The 18,443-nt window shown below is 35.5% G+C and carries 22 protein-coding genes, 1 rRNA gene and 1 pseudogene; 2 read left to right on the top strand and 22 right to left on the bottom strand.

Annotation, left to right across the window (positions count from 1 at the left end; all coding sequences use genetic code 11):
• Positions 1 to 111 (top strand): annotated as a pseudogene (locus D8M03_RS15320) (IS30 family transposase); the annotation flags it as partial.
• A 62-nt stretch (positions 112 to 173) separates the two neighbouring features.
• Here D8M03_RS15320 and D8M03_RS15315 read toward each other — a convergent pair.
• The 10 genes from D8M03_RS15315 to metG form a co-directional block, all read right to left on the bottom strand.
• On the bottom strand, positions 174 to 548 hold the full coding sequence (locus tag D8M03_RS15315) for a RidA family protein (RefSeq protein ID WP_121215694.1): 375 nt from the start codon (positions 546 to 548) through the stop codon (positions 174 to 176).
• Positions 549 to 1,376 carry a pur operon repressor gene (gene purR, locus D8M03_RS15310; protein ID WP_121215693.1) on the bottom strand — a complete coding sequence of 276 codons (828 nt, stop codon included), beginning with the start codon at positions 1,374 to 1,376 and terminating at the stop codon, positions 549 to 551.
• Positions 1,377 to 1,466: 90 nt separating this feature from the next.
• Positions 1,467 to 2,333, bottom strand: a complete 867-nt coding sequence (ispE, locus tag D8M03_RS15305; protein WP_121215692.1) for a 4-(cytidine 5'-diphospho)-2-C-methyl-D-erythritol kinase — start codon at positions 2,331 to 2,333, stop codon at positions 1,467 to 1,469.
• A gap of 180 nt (positions 2,334 to 2,513) precedes the next feature.
• Positions 2,514 to 2,708 carry a small, acid-soluble spore protein, alpha/beta type gene (locus D8M03_RS15300; RefSeq protein WP_097075272.1) on the bottom strand — a complete coding sequence of 65 codons (195 nt, stop codon included), beginning with the start codon at positions 2,706 to 2,708 and terminating at the stop codon, positions 2,514 to 2,516.
• A 111-nt stretch (positions 2,709 to 2,819) separates the two neighbouring features.
• A complete protein-coding gene (gene veg / locus D8M03_RS15295) occupies positions 2,820 to 3,080 on the bottom strand; it encodes a biofilm formation stimulator Veg (RefSeq protein WP_097075271.1) in 261 nt (86 codons plus the stop codon).
• Positions 3,081 to 3,229: 149 nt separating this feature from the next.
• Entirely contained in the window at positions 3,230 to 4,117 is an 888-nt protein-coding gene (gene rsmA, locus D8M03_RS15290; protein WP_121215691.1) for a 16S rRNA (adenine(1518)-N(6)/adenine(1519)-N(6))-dimethyltransferase RsmA, read from the bottom strand.
• Positions 4,110 to 4,676: a ribonuclease M5 gene (gene rnmV / locus D8M03_RS15285; RefSeq protein ID WP_121215690.1), complete on the bottom strand. Its 567-nt coding sequence runs from the start codon at positions 4,674 to 4,676 to the stop codon at positions 4,110 to 4,112. Before rnmV ends, rsmA begins: the two co-directional genes overlap by 8 nt.
• Before the next feature lie 441 nt (positions 4,677 to 5,117).
• Positions 5,118 to 6,323, bottom strand: a complete 1,206-nt coding sequence (locus D8M03_RS15280) for a G5 and 3D domain-containing protein (protein WP_121215689.1) — start codon at positions 6,321 to 6,323, stop codon at positions 5,118 to 5,120.
• Positions 6,324 to 6,457: 134 nt separating this feature from the next.
• Positions 6,458 to 7,228 (bottom strand): TatD family hydrolase, encoded by a 771-nt coding sequence (locus tag D8M03_RS15275; protein WP_121215688.1) that lies wholly within the window; start codon positions 7,226 to 7,228, stop codon positions 6,458 to 6,460.
• Positions 7,229 to 7,473: 245 nt separating this feature from the next.
• Complete coding sequence (gene metG / locus D8M03_RS15270) at positions 7,474 to 9,438, bottom strand: methionine--tRNA ligase (RefSeq protein ID WP_121215687.1); 1,965 nt, start codon at positions 9,436 to 9,438, stop codon at positions 7,474 to 7,476.
• 366 nt (positions 9,439 to 9,804) lie between these two features.
• On the opposite strand from metG, the gene D8M03_RS15265 reads away from it, so the two are divergent.
• A complete protein-coding gene (locus D8M03_RS15265; protein ID WP_121215686.1) occupies positions 9,805 to 10,083 on the top strand; it encodes an AbrB/MazE/SpoVT family DNA-binding domain-containing protein in 279 nt (92 codons plus the stop codon).
• 72 nt (positions 10,084 to 10,155) lie between these two features.
• Here D8M03_RS15265 and rsmI read toward each other — a convergent pair whose 3' ends face one another.
• The 12 genes from rsmI to rrf all read right to left on the bottom strand — a co-directional run.
• Complete coding sequence (gene rsmI, locus D8M03_RS15260; protein WP_121215685.1) at positions 10,156 to 11,031, bottom strand: 16S rRNA (cytidine(1402)-2'-O)-methyltransferase; 876 nt, start codon at positions 11,029 to 11,031, stop codon at positions 10,156 to 10,158.
• Positions 11,012 to 11,287 carry a GIY-YIG nuclease family protein gene (locus D8M03_RS15255; protein WP_121215684.1) on the bottom strand — a complete coding sequence of 92 codons (276 nt, stop codon included), beginning with the start codon at positions 11,285 to 11,287 and terminating at the stop codon, positions 11,012 to 11,014. The genes rsmI and D8M03_RS15255 overlap by 20 nt, the downstream gene beginning before the upstream one ends.
• Entirely contained in the window at positions 11,271 to 12,020 is a 750-nt protein-coding gene (locus D8M03_RS15250) for a tRNA1(Val) (adenine(37)-N6)-methyltransferase (protein WP_121215683.1), read from the bottom strand. The genes D8M03_RS15255 and D8M03_RS15250 overlap by 17 nt, the downstream gene beginning before the upstream one ends.
• Positions 12,021 to 12,079: 59 nt before the next feature.
• Positions 12,080 to 12,445 (bottom strand): DNA replication initiation control protein YabA, encoded by a 366-nt coding sequence (yabA, locus tag D8M03_RS15245; RefSeq protein WP_121215682.1) that lies wholly within the window; start codon positions 12,443 to 12,445, stop codon positions 12,080 to 12,082.
• A 28-nt stretch (positions 12,446 to 12,473) separates the two neighbouring features.
• Entirely contained in the window at positions 12,474 to 13,289 is an 816-nt protein-coding gene (locus D8M03_RS15240; RefSeq protein ID WP_121215681.1) for a PSP1 domain-containing protein, read from the bottom strand.
• Positions 13,282 to 14,286 carry a DNA polymerase III subunit delta' gene (gene holB / locus D8M03_RS15235; RefSeq protein ID WP_121215680.1) on the bottom strand — a complete coding sequence of 335 codons (1,005 nt, stop codon included), beginning with the start codon at positions 14,284 to 14,286 and terminating at the stop codon, positions 13,282 to 13,284. The genes D8M03_RS15240 and holB overlap by 8 nt, the downstream gene beginning before the upstream one ends.
• Before the next feature lie 88 nt (positions 14,287 to 14,374).
• On the bottom strand, positions 14,375 to 14,815 hold the full coding sequence (locus D8M03_RS15230; protein ID WP_121215679.1) for a YaaR family protein: 441 nt from the start codon (positions 14,813 to 14,815) through the stop codon (positions 14,375 to 14,377).
• 16 nt (positions 14,816 to 14,831) lie between these two features.
• Positions 14,832 to 15,161, bottom strand: coding sequence for a cyclic-di-AMP receptor (locus tag D8M03_RS15225; RefSeq protein WP_121215678.1), 330 nt, complete (start codon positions 15,159 to 15,161; stop codon positions 14,832 to 14,834).
• A 125-nt stretch (positions 15,162 to 15,286) separates the two neighbouring features.
• Complete coding sequence (gene tmk / locus D8M03_RS15220; RefSeq protein ID WP_121215677.1) at positions 15,287 to 15,922, bottom strand: dTMP kinase; 636 nt, start codon at positions 15,920 to 15,922, stop codon at positions 15,287 to 15,289.
• A gap of 14 nt (positions 15,923 to 15,936) precedes the next feature.
• Positions 15,937 to 17,364, bottom strand: coding sequence for an aminotransferase class I/II-fold pyridoxal phosphate-dependent enzyme (locus D8M03_RS15215; RefSeq protein ID WP_121215676.1), 1,428 nt, complete (start codon positions 17,362 to 17,364; stop codon positions 15,937 to 15,939).
• Between the two features lie 108 nt (positions 17,365 to 17,472).
• Complete coding sequence (locus tag D8M03_RS15210; protein WP_121215695.1) at positions 17,473 to 18,093, bottom strand: HAD-IA family hydrolase; 621 nt, start codon at positions 18,091 to 18,093, stop codon at positions 17,473 to 17,475.
• Between the two features lie 248 nt (positions 18,094 to 18,341).
• Positions 18,342 to 18,443: ribosomal RNA gene (gene rrf, locus D8M03_RS15205) — 5S ribosomal RNA — on the bottom strand; the annotation flags it as partial.

The following is an 18,443-nucleotide window of genomic DNA, read 5'->3' as shown; positions in this document are numbered from 1 at the left end:
GAAAAAGAGATGGAACAAGCACTTAAACTTATCAACAATCGACCAAGAAAATGTCTTGGTTGGAAAACTGCATACGAGGCGTTTCAGGAAGAACTGTTGCACTTAATTTGACAAAGTATCATATAAAAAAAGAGATTGCATGGTGCAATCTCTTTAGCGTGAAATGGAACTACTTATTCAACTACTGCGATTACTTCAATTTCGACTTTTACGTCTTTTGGTAATCGAGCTACCTCGACTGCAGAACGAGCAGGTTTATGATCGCCAAAATGACTCGCATATGCTTCGTTCATCGCAGCAAAATCATTCATGTCCCCTAAAAATACAGTCGTTTTTACAACTTTATCTAAAGAGCTCCCTGCTGCAGCTAGCACAGCCTTAAGGTTTTCAAATACTTGGTTTGTTTGTGCAACAATATCGCCTTCAACAAGTTCGCCTGAAGCTGTTAAAGGAATTTGTCCTGAACTGTAGAACATGCCATTTACAACAATTCCTTGTGCATATGGACCAATTGCTGCTGGTGCGTTTGTAGTTGATACTATTTTCAATTAATTTCTCCCCTTTAAATAATAATTCCCTTCACTTAAAGCAATCGTACGGTCTTTTTCGTTAACTGCATGAAGTTTTACAAGTGAATAATAGTCATCTACGAGCGTTTCATCGGCATGTTCCGCTTCTACAAGAACTGCGATTCCTGCAAGTTCACAATCAAATTCTTCTAGTAAGTTTTTCATACCGTTCATAGTACCGCCAACTTTCATAAAGTCATCGGTAATAAGAACACGTTGCCCGCTTTTCATGCTACGCTTTGAGAGTACCATTGTCTGAATGCGACGAGAAGATCCAGAAACATAGTTAATACTTACTGTTGAACCTTCAGTTACTTTACTATCCCGACGTACAACGACAACTGGAACATTTAAATGTCTAGCAATTGCATGCGCAATAGAAATACCTTTTGTTGCAACAGTCATAATAACATCAATTTGTTGGTCAGCAAAAATACCTGCAAAGACTTTACCGACTCTATTCATAAGTTCTGGATTTCCAAGTAAATCAGTCATAAATAAATATCCACCCGGCAATAAGCGGTCTGATTGGCTAAGTTCTGTAATTAAAATTTGTATTACTTCACTAACTTCTTCATCAGACATCTTTGGAATATATTTTACTCCTCCTGCTGCACCAGGTACTGTCATCAACAACCCGATTCCTTTTTCTTCAAATGTTTCTTTCACAATTGTTAAATCTTCACTAATGGAAGATTTCGCAGATTGGTAAGTTTCCGAAAAAAAGGTGAGCGGGATTAGTTGATGTGGATGCTCAAGTAAATAATAAGTCATATCTACGAGACGCTCACTTCGCTTCCATTTCATGTGACCCACTCCTATACATAATTTAATCCTATTAAAGGTTCATATGTAAACACGAATATTTTATAGAAAAAGTAACACAAATGTACGCATTTAAGCAAGCGAATTTCTTTCACCTATTAAACGAACAGCAAAAACTTCGTCACAAAATCCTCGTAAACCGTTATAAATGCGACTAATTCTTGATTCATGATCAACAATTCCAAATACAGTTGGTCCACTACCACTCATAAGGACAGCATCTGCACCAAATCTTTTCATTTGTTCTTTAATCATAACTACTTCAGGATGTAATTTAAAGGTAACCGACTCGAGAACATTTCCAACAGATTCACACATTAAATCATAGTCGCCAGTTTCTAGCGCATTTAACATTTGCTTCGTATTTGGGTGTTCAACCTTATCTATAGACAATCCTCCGTACACCTGAGCTGTAGATACGCCTATTTTTGGCTTCGCTAAAACAATCCAGCACGGTGGAGGGGAAGGTATATTTTGAATTTTTTCACCTCGACCTGTAGCTAATGCAGTGCCTCCATACACGCAGAAAGATACATCTGAACCGACCTTAGCTCCTAGTTCTGCTAATGTATCAATAGATAAATTTAAATTCCATAATTCATTTAATCCTTTTAAAGTAGCAGCTGCATCACTACTTCCTCCTGCAAGACCAGCCGCGATAGGGATCTCTTTATCAATGGTAATCGTAACCCCTTCTTTTATCCCATATGTATCTTTTAATAGTTGTGCTGCTTGGTAAGCAAGGTTTCGACTATCGCTTGGAATAAAACCATTAGATGAAATGATATGAATATTTCCATCATTACGATTTTCAAGACCAATGCGATCTGCCAAATCAACAGTTGTCATAATCATTTCTACCTCATGATAGTTGTCTGGTCGTTTATATAAAACATCTAAAGTTAAATTTATTTTAGCAGGTGCTTTTACGTAAAGCATTGCGTTGTCCTCCTCAACTCGAATCTACCTTTATGTTCTTCAGTGTACCCTTACAAGTATTGATATTTTCTATAAATTATAATTGTATACGCCACTATTTTAAACATTTCAGATATTTTACCATAAAATAAAAGCCAATAGTCTCCACATTACATGGAGCTATTGGCAAAAAGTCAACAACTACTTATTTATATTGTTTTGGTTTTGCTGTGCTAGACCTTGTTCGGCCATTTCAATTGCTCGCTTTACCATGTTTCCTGCATCACGTGACTTAATTCCGCCCCAGCCTTCACGTTCGACTACATCATAAAATCCGAGTTCTTTTGCAATCTCTTCTTTCAGACGACTCGACATGATTCCTTTTCTTCTGGCCATGCAGTTTCCTCCTTATAAAATAAGTAGGTTGACATTCGTAGTATGTGAAAAAAATAAAAAAACACTCATAAAAATGAGTGCTTTAAAAAAATATAACAACATAAGATAACACTATTTGATAATTGCAACTTGTGAATCATCTAAAAAAGTAATCTCTACTGCTTCTGTTAATACATCTGTGTAGCTATATGAAACACGTTTACAAGAGTTGTCTTCTTGATCAAGTTCTACAACGAATACTGCGTGATATGTTTCACTAAGTACTCCTGCACACTCAACCGTTTTCTTGCGTCCTCCGTTTGCTTTCAATAGCAAACGTTTACCTAAATGACCATCAAGAGACATTTTGATGTCAGCTAACGTTTTTGGCATTTCGCATACACCTCACTATTACCTAGTATAGCTTATGCCGGGTTTTTTGTCAATAAATTATAATATTTTATCACCAGACAAATATAGTCGTCAACTTATTTTTAATAAAAAAATACCTTATATTTTGAGTTATTTCGACATTTTTCAAATTATTGTCCGTTGCAAAAATGCGGATAAAGTGCATCTGCTAATTTCCCAAACTCTTCTATAGACAACGTTTCCCCACGTCGCGTAGGCTCAACTCCTACACTTTCAAGAGCTTCAATGATTAGATTCTTCTTCTCTTTACCAGATGGTAAACCCGATTGTAAATTGTTTAAAATAGTCTTTCTTCTCTGCGCAAAGGAAGCTCGTGTTACTTCAAAAAGAAACTCTTCATTTATCACTTTAACTGGTGGCTGTTCATGACGAATTAAGCGAATAACTGCTGAGTCGACATTTGGTTGTGGCATAAAAACAGTTTTTGGTACTGTCATTGCTACTTCTGCTGTTACGTAATATTGAATGGCAATGGATAGTGAACCGTATTCTTTTGTACCAGGTTTTGCAGTAATGCGATCCGCAACTTCTTTTTGCATCATGACAACAAAACCTCTAATCGGAAGTTGGTCATTTAATAACTTCATTAGGATTGGTGTAGTTACATAATAAGGGAGGTTTGCAACAACCATAATATCTTGAATACCTGGCATTTCCTCCTCAATTACTTGTTTTACATCTGCTTTTAAAATATCTGAGTGTACAATCTTTACATTATCATAAGGGCTTAATGTATCTTCTAATACTGGTAATAGGCGTTGGTCAATTTCAAAGGATACTACCTTTTTGGCAGCACGTGCTAAATGTTCTGTTAGTGCCCCGATTCCTGGCCCTACTTCTATAGCACCACTTTCCTTTGTTAGATTGGCATGACCTACAATATTACGCAAAATGTTCGGATCAATTAAAAAGTTTTGTCCTAGGCTCTTTTTAAAGGAAAACCCATATTTATTTAAGATCTCTTTTGTTCGAATAGGCGTTGCGATATCTTTATTCATTGTGCTCCTCCTGATTAATTAACGCTACAGCTTTGCCAAATTGTTTGGCAGTGATTTGGAACATTGCAAGCCTCTTATGCAATTGTTTACCATTTGTCATACCAATATTCAATATTTCACCTAATTGCTTACGACGATTTTTCGCCTGTGGATGCCCAATAAGCCGCGCTAAAATTAAATCATCCATCGTAATCTCGGATTCATATGTTGCATTAGTATTGGGTGTATAGACATTTTTTAATGCCTCTCGTATATCGTTATCCGAAGCATGTTCAATGCCTAAACCTTTACCGTTTTTTGCAATTGTTTTTTCCTTCGCTAAAAAAGCATGTTTTACCCCGGGTACATGCTGTTCAATGATTGCTCGAATTCGTCTACCTGGATAATCTGGATCAGTAAAAACGATAACGCCTCGTTTTTCCTGTGCATGTGCAATGCGACGAAGTGTTTCCTCAGAAATAGCTGAACCATTCGTTTCTATTGTATCGGCATTAACTGCACGCTTAATTGCTGTCGTATCGTCTTTCCCTTCAACAACGATAATTTCTTGTATATCCAAAAATAAAACTCTCCTCTAAAAACAAACTAAAGAATATTTTAACATAGAAAAGCGAAAGGCGCTCGTTCAGCTCTTGAAGGCACTGGCCGACAAAACGCCACATCGTGTGGCATTGTCGGCACTCGTACATCCATGTACTTCGGAACCTTCCGACAAGCGTATTTATACGCGTAGGAGGAAGGTGAAGTGTCCGAAAGAGCTAGCGCCTGTAGCTAGACATTCAGAAAGGTGGAGAACGCTCGTTAGCTCCGACTACAACTGGAGGGGCTGATTAAAAGATACTTACTAATATTTTGTATTAATATACTTTTCTGATTCTTGATTCCAACTATTATTAAATCATTGTAAATATTATCCACATATTTTTATCTTTTTTCAGGGTGCAAATAATAAGAAAAAGAGCTCCCCTAACTAATTCATTAGGAAAGCTCTTTCTACACATTATTTTAAGATTTTAATACGAACTTTTTTACGTCCCCATTTGTTCGCTTCAGACTTTGATTGTACTAGTATGTCAATTTTTTTACCTTTAATTGCGCCACCAGTATCACCAGCTATTGCGTTACCATAACCTTCAACCCATACTTTTGTTCCTAATGGGATGACATTTGGATCTACTGCAATCACTTTTAAGTTTGAATTACTTCTTAAGTTAATTCCAGCTGCAGATGTTCCCGAACACCCTTCACAGTATGGAGTATAAGCAGTTGCTGTTACATAAAACTCTTTTCCACTTGAAGCGGGTTCACTGCTTCCACGAGAAACTTTTGCTGTAACCACTTTTGAACCAACTGCTACTACTTTTGTTTTTGGCTCTTTAAGGACTTTTTCTGATTTTAAAACTTTTTCTACAACTTTTCCATTTTCTTTAATTACTTCATAAGTACGAGAAACTTTACCTTTCTCACCTTGAGATACTACTTTTTCTTTCCCTTTAAGTAAAGAAGAGTCTGATTTCGTTTCGACTGCGAAATCTATAGATTCTTCCACTACATCGGTAACTTTTTCTACACGAACTATTGTGACTTTATCATCTGGAGTGATTACATCTTCCAAATCCTTTTCAACACGATCAAATTCATTAAGTTGAATTCCCTGTTGTTTTAAAAAGTTAGCGACCGTAGTCGAAGTGGACCAAACTTGTCTTTTATTTTTCCCATCGACAAGCGTTAACTGAAACGCCTTTTGAATATCGATTTTGTTAGTCTCGCCTACTTCAGTATCCAAAGCGACTGATACAATATCATGCTCTGTAACTTCGATATTTGCTTCTTCCAAAATGTTCTTCGCAATTTTTTCAGTTGTCCAAACTTTTGACTGATTTCCGTCAACTGAAATTGTTACTTCTCTAGCCTGTTCCCAGTTAATCGTCATTCCACTGACGATTTCTGAATTCAGTGAGGGTGTTACTTTATCATATTTTGATATCTCAAGACCTTTTTCATCAAAAAGATCCTCAACAGTTTTTGCATGGGTTAATAATTCTTCTTCTACTCCATTTGCATTTACAATTACCGAAGATTTGGTTCCTTGATAAATGACAAATGCTATAACTGAAACAAACACGACTAGTGACAATACACTAACCAGTGTTTGCTTACGCCTCAATGAATCTGAGAACAAGTTTTTCATGGATATTTTTGACATGAAAAAACGCCTCCTTGACACTCGTTGGATTATACGGACCTTTCATACAACCTGTCAACCTATTTAATTTATTACAAAATTGTCCATCCTTCAGTAACCCTTTCTTTACGCTGTTTCGGAGACGTTTTGGGAAATTATTCTTTTATATTAAAAAATCTAACAGCATTTGAAGTAGTAGCCTGTGCAACTTCCTCTACAGTAAGCTCTTTTTGTCGAGCAATTTCCTCAGCAACAAGTGGTACATATGACGGTTCATTACGCTTTCCACGATAAGGATGAGGTGCAAGGTAAGGTGCATCCGTTTCAATCATCAAGTATTCTAACGGAATTTCCTTTGCGACCTCTTTCGGTAAGCGAGCATTTTTAAACGTAACTGGTCCTCCAAGGCTGATCATAAAGTTCATAGCAATACATTCACGGGCAGTTTCAACACTTCCACTGAAGCAATGCATTACTCCGCCAACAAACGCTGCATTTTCTTCACGTAAGATTTTAACTACATCTCCCGTTGCATCACGGTTATGAATTACTATTGGTAAGTTCAATTTTTGCGCTAAATGAATTTGTTTACGAAACAGTTCTTGTTGAACTTCTTTCGGGGATTTATCCCAATAGTAATCTAAGCCTGTTTCGCCAATCGCAACAACTTTTTTATGAGCGGCAAGCTGTTCAATCCACTGTAAATCTTCTTCTGTACAGTCAATTGCATCAACTGGATGCCACCCGATAACCGCATAAATAAAATCATAGGTTTCTGCCAAATTCATTGCTTTTTCAATTGTTTTACGATCAAACCCTACAACAACCATTTTTTCTACTTTTGCTGCTAATGCTCTATCAATTACTTGCTGTAGATCTTCTTCATATTGGTCTGCGTTTAAATGGACATGTGTATCTATAAACATTTGCTTTCAATCTCCTAGTCAATATTTTATGGAAAAGTAATATTTCATAGTTAACATCTACATTACAGAAAAATTACATACTATAAAGTTTTGTGACATTGAACTTATCTGTTTTTGTCGAAATTAGTAGTTTTTTCCCATAGTAATTTATACCATGTTAATTTTAGTTATAATAAAATAGTTTTTTCGTCTTAGAATTGAGCGTTAAAAACCTGTTGAACAAAAAGTCCAACAGGTTAAAAACTTTATTTCACTTTTGCACCATTTGCAAGTTCCTCATTTACTGTAGCTAATTTTAAAATGCCATCATGAGATCCTGCTAAAATCATCCCTTGAGAAAGTTCTCCGCGAAGTTTTACAGGTTTTAAATTTGCAACAACGATTACTTTCTGACCTATTAACTCATCAGGTTTGTAATGTTGGGCAATGCCTGATACTACTTGGCGTTGTTCGTACCCTAAGTCTACTTGTAGTTTTAATAATTTATCCGCTTTAGGTACTTGTTCACAAGCAATGACAGTTCCTACTCTTAAATCGATTTTAGTAAAATCATCAATTGTTATTTCCGGAACTTCTGGTGCTTGTACATCTGATTTTTTCTCTTCTTCTTGAGGTGTTTTAACTGATGAACGCATTTGTTCACGAATGTATGATACTTCTACTTCTGCATCTAAACGTGGGAAAATCGGTACACCTTTTTCTACCACTTTTACATTCCTTGGAATAATATTTCCGAATGTTTCAATTGTTTCCCACGCTAATGAACTTTCATTTAATCCCAATTGTTCAATAATTTGTTTTGGTGCTGTTGTCATAAATGGCTGTAACATAACTGCAATATGACGTAAACTTTCTGCCAAGTTTGCCATTACAGCTGCTAGTTTTGATTTATTTTCCTCATCTTTAGCAAGTACCCATGGCTGAGTTTCATCGATATATTTATTCGTACGGGATACAAGAGACCATAAATCAGCTAAAACTACGCTAAACTGCATTTTCTCCATATTTTGTTCATAAGCAAGTTTAGTTTGTTTCGCATGAATTTTTAATCCAGCATCAAATTCTGTTTCTTCAAGATTTTGAGTCGGAATAATTCCGTCAAAATATTTATTCATCATTGACACTGTACGATTTAATAAGTTTCCAAGGTCATTTGCTAAATCGAAGTTCGTTCTTTCCACAAAAGATTCTGGTGAAAATACACCATCTGCTCCAAAAGGTAGTTCGCGCAGTAAGAAATAACGTGTTGCATCTAACCCATAACGTTCAATTAACATTTCTGGGTATACAACATTTCCTTTAGATTTCGACATTTTCCCGTCTTTCATCATAATGAATCCATGGGCGAATACTTTCTTCGGTAATGGTAAATCTAATGCCATTAAGAAAATTGGCCAATAAATTGTATGGAAACGAACGATATCCTTACCAACGACATGAACATCTGCAGGCCAATATTTATTAAACAATTCTTCATTATCAGATCCATAGCCTAATGAAGTAATATAGTTCGATAATGCATCAACCCAAACGTAAATGACATGCTTTGGATCACCTGGGACTTTAATTCCCCAGTTAAAGGATGTTCTTGAAACAGAAAGATCTTCTAATCCTGGTTTAATGAAGTTATTAATCATTTCATTCTTACGTGACTCTGGTTCTATAAATTCGACATTTTCTTCATAGTATTGAAGAAGACGATCAGCATACTTCTTCATATTAAAGAAGTACGATTCTTCTTTTACTTTGTGAACTGGGCGTCCGCAATCAGGACAATTACCGTCAGCTAATTGGGTTTCAGTATAAAAGGATTCGCAAGGTGTACAATACCAGCCTTCATATTCTCCTTTATATATGTCACCATTATCTAAAAACTTTTGGAAGATTTTCTCAACACTTTTTATGTGACGTTCTTGAGTAGTTTGGATAAAATCATCATAAGAAATATCCATTAATGCCCAAAGTTGTTTAGCTGCATCTGCAATTTCATTAACATATTGTTGTGGATGTTTTCCAGCTTCTTCAGCTTTTTCTTGGATTTTTTGACCGTGCTCATCCATTCCAGTTAAAAAGCGTACATCGTAACCTCTTAAACGTTTGTAACGCGCCATCGTATCTGATGCCACGGTTGTATAAGCTGTTCCAATATGGAATTTTCCACTTGGGTAATAAATAGGGGTTGTTATATAAAATGTTTTCTTTTCACTCACGCAAAACGGCCTCCAATTGTCAACTGTATAGTTTTTATTGTAACGAAGTAAGAAATTTGTTTCAATGAAAGAATATTATTACAGGATTTTATCAGGAATAAACATTAGGGAATATATGTTATTTTATTACAACTATTTATCTAATTGTGACTGTCAATAATAAGATTCTCTATATTTTGTCATATTTATAATAAATTTTTGAATTATTTCACTGATTTTCAAAACAATTTTACGTCATTAATGCTAAATAATTGACGTTTATGGCATTACTTGGTATCATCTTATTCAGACAAGTATTATGTGTCGAAATTTGACGAAAATGAAATTTAATTTATATTCTACTAAAAACAGGAGGCAAATATTGTCATGAAATCAACAGGTATCGTTCGTAAAGTCGATGAATTAGGTCGTGTGGTAATTCCTATTGAGCTACGTCGTACACTTGGTATTGCAGAAAAAGATGCGTTAGAAATTTACGTTGATGATGATAAGATCATACTTAAAAAATATATGCCAAATATGACTTGTGCAGTAACTGGAGAAGTTTCAGATGAAAACTTCCGCTTAGCTGGAGGTAAATTAATTTTAAGTCCAGAAGGCGCAGAAATTTTAATGCGTGAAATCCAACAACACTTTAAAAAATAATTAAATAAGGGTAGGTTATTTAAAGCAATTTTTAAATAACTTCCCCTTTTTTAATACTTTAAAAACATTCTTTTACTCTTGATGATATTGTTGATACACATCACGTTTTGCTAGTCCACGAATTTTCGCAACTTCTTTAATGGCTTCTTTAGAGTTTATCGACTTTTCTTCTATTAAATAATCGATATGTTCAATTACTGAGAGATTTGTCCAATAAGCTTCTTCTTCATTCTCAGCTTCCCCATTTGGGTTTCCTTCTATAATAATGCAAAATTCCCCGCGTATATCATTTTCGTTAGCCCATACATTGGCTTCTTCAATTGTACCGCGCAAAAATTCCTCAAACTTTTTTGTTAATTCACGAGCTAATGTAATTTTTCGATTTCCTAAAACAAGTTCCAAATCTTTTAATGTTTCCTTTAGTCGGTGTGGCGCTTCATAGAAGATTATTGTTTCTTCTCTTCTTGCTAATTTCTCTAGTTGTTGTCTTCTTTCCTTTTTATTACGATTCAAGAAGCCAAAAAAGTAAAAAGGTTGTGGTGTAATGCCAGATGCAATAAGTGCTGTTAAAGCTGCATTTGCACCAGGGACTGGAACGACTGCAAAATCTTCTTCTATTGCTTTTACGACAATATCAGCTCCTGGATCTGATATACAAGGTAGTCCTGCATCACTAACTAAGGCAACAGATTTTCCTTGTCGAAGAAAACTAAGAATTTTCTCCCCACCATGCTCTAAGTTATGCTCATGATAACTAACAAGGGGCGTATCTATTTCAAAGTAATTACATAGCTTCTTTGTATTACGTGTATCTTCTGCTGCAATAACATCCACTTCTTTTAAGATTCGAAGAGCACGAACCGTCATATCTTCTAGGTTACCAATTGGTGTGGCAACTAAGTAAAGGCAGCTAGTTAATTCATGTTGACTACTTTTTTGTGATTTCATTATTTCCTCCGATATATTTTAATTTTTCACTTCGCTTTAGTTGTTTAAATGCATATTCAGCTCTCATTGCTTCTTGCTTTGTTTCATAAGTTTCATAATAAATACATTTAACTGGTCTACGGGCTTTAGTATATTTAGCCCCTTTTCCTGCATTATGAGTAGCGACCCGTTTATCTAAATTATTTGTGTAGCCAGCATATAGAGTGTTATCTTTACATTCAAGAACATAAAATATATGTTTATTGTTGGTCTCCATACAATATTTCACTCACTTCTTTTGTATATTCATTGTTGTCATCATATACAAATAATGGAGGCAACACTTTTAAATCTGGTTTTCCATCTTTGATTCCTTCTATTAATAAAGTATTTGCTTCTTTTCCTAGTTTCGGGTAAACCAAGCGAAGTCGTTTTGGCTCTAGTCGATGTTTGCGCATAGATGTGACAATATCTAATAATCTTCCTGGACGATGAACAAAGGCAGCTTTACCACCTTGTTTTAATAGTCTACTTGCAGATTCGATGGCCTGATCTAATGTTAAGTGTAACTCATGGCGTGCAATTGCATAATGCTCACTTAAGTTTTTATCACTCATTTCATGGGCTAAAAAGTAGGGAGGGTTACACGTGACAACATCATATTTTTCAATTCCGAGTGTGGCTGGAATTTCCTTTACGTCTCCTTGAATCATTGTGATTTGTTCTTCTAGCCCATTGTATCGTACACTTCTGACAGCCATATCATAAAGTCGCTCTTGCAATTCAACTCCTATTATCTCCCCTTTTGTACGCGCACTAAGAAATAGCGGAATTACTCCGTTACCAGAACATAAATCAACAATTTTCCCTTTATTTTTTGGTACACTAACAAATCTTGATAACAGTACTGCGTCTAATGAAAATGAAAAAACGGAGGGACTTTGAATGATTCGCAAATCTTCTGCTAATAAGTAATCAAGCCTCTCATCATCTTTTAACCATTGTTCCATCCATAATCCTCCCTCAAAACAAAAGACTGAAAACCACCTTTGTGGCATCAGTCTTAATGTTAACCATTTTGTTTATTTAAAAAAGAAAGGCAAAACAAGCAATCTTCCCCTTTACGTGAACTTCCAAAGTGTACATGACACACATGGAAACCTTCTTGGTAAAGACGTGCAAGGTTATCGTAGCCTTCTCCAATATCTAATAAACTAACCTTCCCTGTGTTAGTAGTCTCATCTTGGGTAGGATTCTCTTCTTCCCCCATTAGTTCCTCTAAACGTCGACGTAGGTGAAGGTTTTCCGTCTGAATTGCCTGATGTTCTTCAACCATATGTGCAACATACTTTTTTAAATCGTTATATTGTTGCTGTAGCAATTCGAGCTGTTGTTCGAATTCCATAACAGTATCTAAGAAATTTCGGTCCTTCACGAAAGATCCCACCCCACTTGCGTTTTCTCTATATCAAATTTTTCTCGTATTCAAGGATTTCATCTAATGTATATTCAACCGTGCGTTCTTGTTCTTGTAAATAGACTTGGATTAGTCGTTCCAATACATTAATGCCTACAACTTTACCAATTCCGTCTGGTGTCATTGTACCATCCCCGATATCTGGCATTCCTTCTTTTGCCGTTTCATAATCGTCATTTTCGTATTTTAAACAACACATTAATCGACCACAAAGTCCGGAAATTTTCGTAGGATTTAATGATAAGTTTTGATCCTTTGCCATTTTGATTGAAACTGGATCAAAGTCCCCTAGAAAAGTTGAACAGCACAGCATTCGACCACAAGGACCAATTCCCCCTAGCAGCTTTGCTTCATCACGAACACCAATTTGACGTAATTCAATTCGGGTACGGAAAATCGAAGCTAAATCTTTTACTAGCTCACGAAAATCGACACGACCTTCAGCAGTGAAATAAAAAATGATTTTATTTCGGTCGAATGTATATTCAACATCCACAAGCTTCATATCTAAGTTGTGCTCACTAATTTTTGCATTCGCTAATTCATAAGCTCGTTGTGATTCCTGTGAGTTTTCCTCAACTTGGATTCGATCACGTTCATCAGCAGGGCGTAATACTTGTTTTAAAGGTAAAACAACATCATTTTCTCCTACTTGTTTCATCGGAACGACAATCTTTCCATATTCGACCCCTCTTGCTGTTTCTACTATGACATATTGTCCCTTCTCAAGTAGAAATTGACCAGGATCGAAATAATATATTTTACCCGCTTTTTTAAAACGGACTCCGACTACATTATACAAATGTATACCCCTCCTGCAGATTAAGCATCAACTGCTCCATCATAAGCGTGCGATTCATGTTACGTTGAAGATTTTGCCTTGCTTCTAATACGGATTGCATTTGATGCGATAATCGTTCATATGTCGTATTTAGTGCATGCTCTCTCCAACTTTGTAACATGTCTGGATATGTACAACTGGCTTCCGGATTAGCTTTTATAGCTACAATATCACGATAAGCAAACAGTAGTAAATCTAACGCTTGCTCGATTTCATTCTTTTCCTTGAATGAAGATAGCCATTCTTCATAGATTACCAATAATGCTTCATGAACATTTTTTCTGACTATCTCTACTAATTTTAACACTGTTTTTCGAGCATGTGCAAACTGCTCGTCATTTGCTAAAGAAATTGCTGTTTCAAGATTATTTGTTAGCATACTAACAGTAGATGCCATCGATAATGTTATACCTTGTTCTTGCAATTGCTTCAACAAAATTCCTCGTGGGATATTATAAAATTTCACATGCTGGCAACGGGACTGAATGGTAGGTAAGATGGCCTGATAGTTTTCCGTCAGTAAAATTGCCGTTACGTCCCCCTCAGGTTCTTCTAAAAATTTTAGTAACGTATTTGCAGAAGAAGTGTTTAGGCGATCAGCATGATGAATTACGTAAATTTTTCGTCCTTCTTCTATACTCGTTTTAGTCATAGCAGAAATAAGGTCACGAATTTGGTCAATTTTAATGAATTGCCCATCTGGTTCTAGCTGTTTCACATTCGGATGATTTCCTGAAACAATTCTTTTACAATTTCGACATGTTTCACATGGAACATTTTTCGACGGGTTAAGACACAAAAGAAGTTTTATGAAGAATGTTGCAATTTGTTGTTTTCCAGTTCCTTTTGCTCCATCGAAAATATAAGCATGGGCAGTTCGATTTTTTTCATAAATTGTTTGAAGTTGTTTCATCACTACAGGCTGTAAAACCTTAAGCTCATCTATATTTCCTTCCACTTACTTCACCTTTTTCTTAAACAAATTTAAAAAAAGCGAACCGCTTTTAGAAAAAACCCCGTGTCTTATGCTTTTTATAGACACGGGTTTACATATATAAGTTAATGAGTAATCCTTTAATTTCACCAATTCGATCTAATAATTCAATTGTATCTTTTTCTTCGTTTAAGATCTCTTGTGCAAGTTCTACTAAATGCTCATCAATTGTTTCAACAATTTTCAAGCGACGCCCTTCACCGAAGCGATTCCAAGTATGAGATTGTTTCATATCCAATCCATATTCGACAGCTTCTTGCAAAAATCGTTTAATGAGCATTTTAAAACGAGCAAGTTCTCTTAAATTTCTGGACCTTGCAACTCGGTCTCCTGCTGCAGAAATATCACCAAGCAACCTTGTTAATTGCTCTGTTTGTAATTTCGAACCCTGTTTAACAAGTATTTCGCCAAATCGATTTTGTGATTGGTTTGGTTGTTTTAACTCCTTGTGGTTCGTTTTTAATCCAACTCGTAGATCTTGATTTATCTTCAATTACCTTTCGCCTCCACTAAAAATGGTGGAACTGTTCAATTGGTAATACAAAAACGGTAGCTCCTCCAACTTCAACTTCTATAGGGTATGGGATGTAAGAGTCAGCATTACCTCCTAGTGGTGATACAGGTGAAACCATTTGTTCACGGGAACGGCAGTTATCCTTAATAATATCAAGTAATTGAGGTATTTTAGAATCCTCAGTTCCTACGATAAACGTTGTATTCCCTGAACGAAGGAAACCACCAGTACTTGCTAACTTAGTTGCACGGAAATTATTTTTCGTTAAAGCGTTAGACAAACGATTACTATCCTGATCCTGAACGACTGCAACAACTAACTTCATCTGCACTCACTCCCTATATTTAATTAATTTAGTAGCATATAAATTTTATCCTACTAAATAAACTTACGTTTACTAACTGTTGAATTGGTGTTTCTATTATAACATACATTTATAGCCTACTTCATTTACTTTCGAACTACCAACTCATATAAAATCTCCCATACTTCATCTATCACTTTCTCTACTGGTTGTTCTGCATTTACTACTTTAATTCTATTTGGATACCTTTTTATTACTTCATAATAACCTTTTCTTACTTTTTCATGAAATAATAAGCTTTCGTTATCAAGTCTATTCACTTCACGTTCATTATGTGCATGAATTCGAGCTAGTCCAACCGCAGGATTTATATCAAAATAAAAAGTTAAATCGGGCATCCGCTTTCCAATAGCAAATTCATTAATGGATAATACTTCATCGATACCAATTCCACGGGCATACCCTTGATAGGCTAATGATGAATCGATAAAGCGATCACATAAAACATGTTTTCCTTCCTTTAATGCAGGCTCGACCTTTTCAAAAAAATGCTGACTTCTAGCTGCAGCATATAATAAGGCTTCTGTTCGTTCATCGATAGCTGTATGAGCTGGATTTAAAATAATTTCTCGTATTTTTTCAGCAATTTCAATACCACCAGGTTCTCTCGTTCCTAACACATCAATATTTTGCTGTTGTAATCGTGCTATGATTTTATTAATAACAGTGGTTTTTCCCGCACCTTCTGGACCCTCAAATGTGATAAATAAATTGTTTTTCATTTTTATTCCTCCGACTATGACTTTATTACATATATGAGTTTTTCTTTTAGTCGGTGTTCACCTTGGAAATCTGCACCTACCGCAAGTAACTCCTCTAGCTGACTTAATTTTGCAACGGTTATTTTTTCTCCCGGTACTAGTAACGGTACACCAGGTGGATAAGGTATTAACATGCTAGCTGCAATTCGTCCAAACGCTCTCATATATGGAATCCATTCTTTTTCAAGTTGTTCCACTTCATCATAGGAATATTCAGGTACTGTTACAGTTAACCAATCTGTTGTTGGAATATCTGTTAATGTATGACCTAATCCTTCTTCTTTCTTCAATTCTGCCAACGCTTCTTTTATCCGAATACGTGCCTCTGCGAAAGGAAAGACTTGTCCTTGTTTTAATAATGGTAAAATGACTAACACTTGATAAACATCAGCAAGTTCCACATATAATCCTTGAGTTTCCAAGGCGTTTTTCAATTCAAAACCAGTATATCCAGGCATGCGTAAAAGTAGTTTTAACGGATCATCTACTTCCACTACTTCTAATGGATGAAGTGATCGTAAAGCGTCAATCCATTGATTTCTTTTATCCATTAAATAAACCGCATCGTGTTCTAAATAACTACCTATGTATTCCCGAGCATCGTCTAAAGAAGCCAGTAATAAATAAGATGGACTACTTGATTGTAGCATTCTTAAATATCGATTTACTTTTTGTACATCTATAAGATTTGATTTAACATGCATGAATGAAGCCATTGTCATAGCTGGTAACGTTTTGTGAGCAGATTGTACAACAATGTCTGCACCTAAACTTAAAGCAGAAGGAGGAAATAATTCGCTTCCAATTAAATGTGCTCCATGGGCTTCATCAATCAATACTGGCACCCCTTTTTCATGACATATATTGATTTGCATTTGAAGTTCTTTTGAAGTAACTCCATAGTATGTTGGGTATGTTAATACTACAGCTTTGACATCAGGGTAAAGATGTAACGCTTCTTTTAATGTTTCGGTAGGCACCCCCCCTGCAGTTTTGGTATTTTCATCCCATTCAGGGGCAATAAATATTGCTTTTGCTCCTACTAACTCTAATGCATGGAAAATTGATTTATGGGCATTTCTTTGTACGATGATTCTGTCATTACGTTTACATGTCGCATAAATCATTGCTAAGTTCCCTACTGTAGAACCATTTACTAAAAAGAAACTTCTGTCGGAATCATAAGTTTTTGCAAGCAATTGTTCTGCCAATAAGATTGCTTCCTCAGGATGATGAAAATCATCTAATCCAGTAAGCTCTGTTAAATCGTATGTCAGTGCTGCTTTCAATTCCTCAGGTAATGTTGATAATAGTCCGTTCTTATGCCCCGGTACATGCATAGATTGGGGTTTCTTTTCTACAAACCTTTGTAGAGCTTCAACTAAAGGTTGCTCCCTTTTCATCGACTCACTCCATTTTTTGTTTTCATAATTACTATTATAGCTTTGTGTGACATGCTAATCCAATGGTATAAAAAAAGGCATATCGAAATTTCGATACCCCTTCGTATTTTATTTAATTATATTTAAAATCTCTTTCGGTTCGGATACTGTATAATCTGGTTTGCTATTTTTGACTACTTCAAAAGCATCGTATCCCCATTCAACCCAAATTATCTTTATTCCAACTTTCTTACATGCAACAATATCTCGATCTTCATCACCTACATAAATGACATCAGTAGATTTTAATTGATGATTTTTTAAAAATCGCTGAATAATTTTATCCTTTCCAAAAACTCGACTAGAACAAAGAATTTCAGAAACATTATTTATCTGCTGTCTTTTTAATAACGCTTCAATATTTTCCTTTGCATTTGAAGAAATTATGGCAATGTTATATCCATTAACGTTCAATTGTTCAAATAAATCTTTTATTCCCTTAAAAAGTTCTACTTCTTCTAGAGACTTTTTATATGTTTGGTAAAACAGTGGCATTACAATCGGTAATTTGTATAAAGGAAAGTCAAAACGTTTACTTCGTTCATTCATCGTAAGCTTTTTTATCTCATCAATTTCACTTTCGTCCACCTTTTTAAACCGATACTTTTCTGCAATCGTATTCCAGGCCTCTAATATTGCTAACTTTGAGTCAACAAGTGTTCCATCAAAATCAAATATCACATACTTCACAAATTCCCTCTCCCCATTAAATAATTTCCCCTCTTTATTCCCCAGCTTTTTTAATGCTTTGATAATGTTATGGAATCCTTCATACATATACTATTCATAACGCTGAAAAACAGCATTAGGTTCTAATATATATTAATTTTTCAAACTATAAATTTCACTATAGAAAACTTACTAGTATTCTATAAAAATTGATTAACTTTTTCCAAATACAAAAAACCACCACTAAATAATAGTGGTGGTTTTTATTTGCCTAGCAACGTCCTACTCTCACAGGGGGAAGCCCCCAACTACCATCGGCGCTAAAGAGCTTAACTTCCGTGTTCGGTATGGGAACGGGTGTGACCTCTTTG

The sequence above is a fragment of the Ureibacillus endophyticus genome (genome assembly GCF_003628435.1).
In the GTDB taxonomy this organism is placed as follows: domain Bacteria; phylum Bacillota; class Bacilli; order Bacillales_A; family Planococcaceae; genus Ureibacillus; species Ureibacillus endophyticus.
This window is presented reverse-complemented; position numbering and strand designations above follow the sequence as displayed.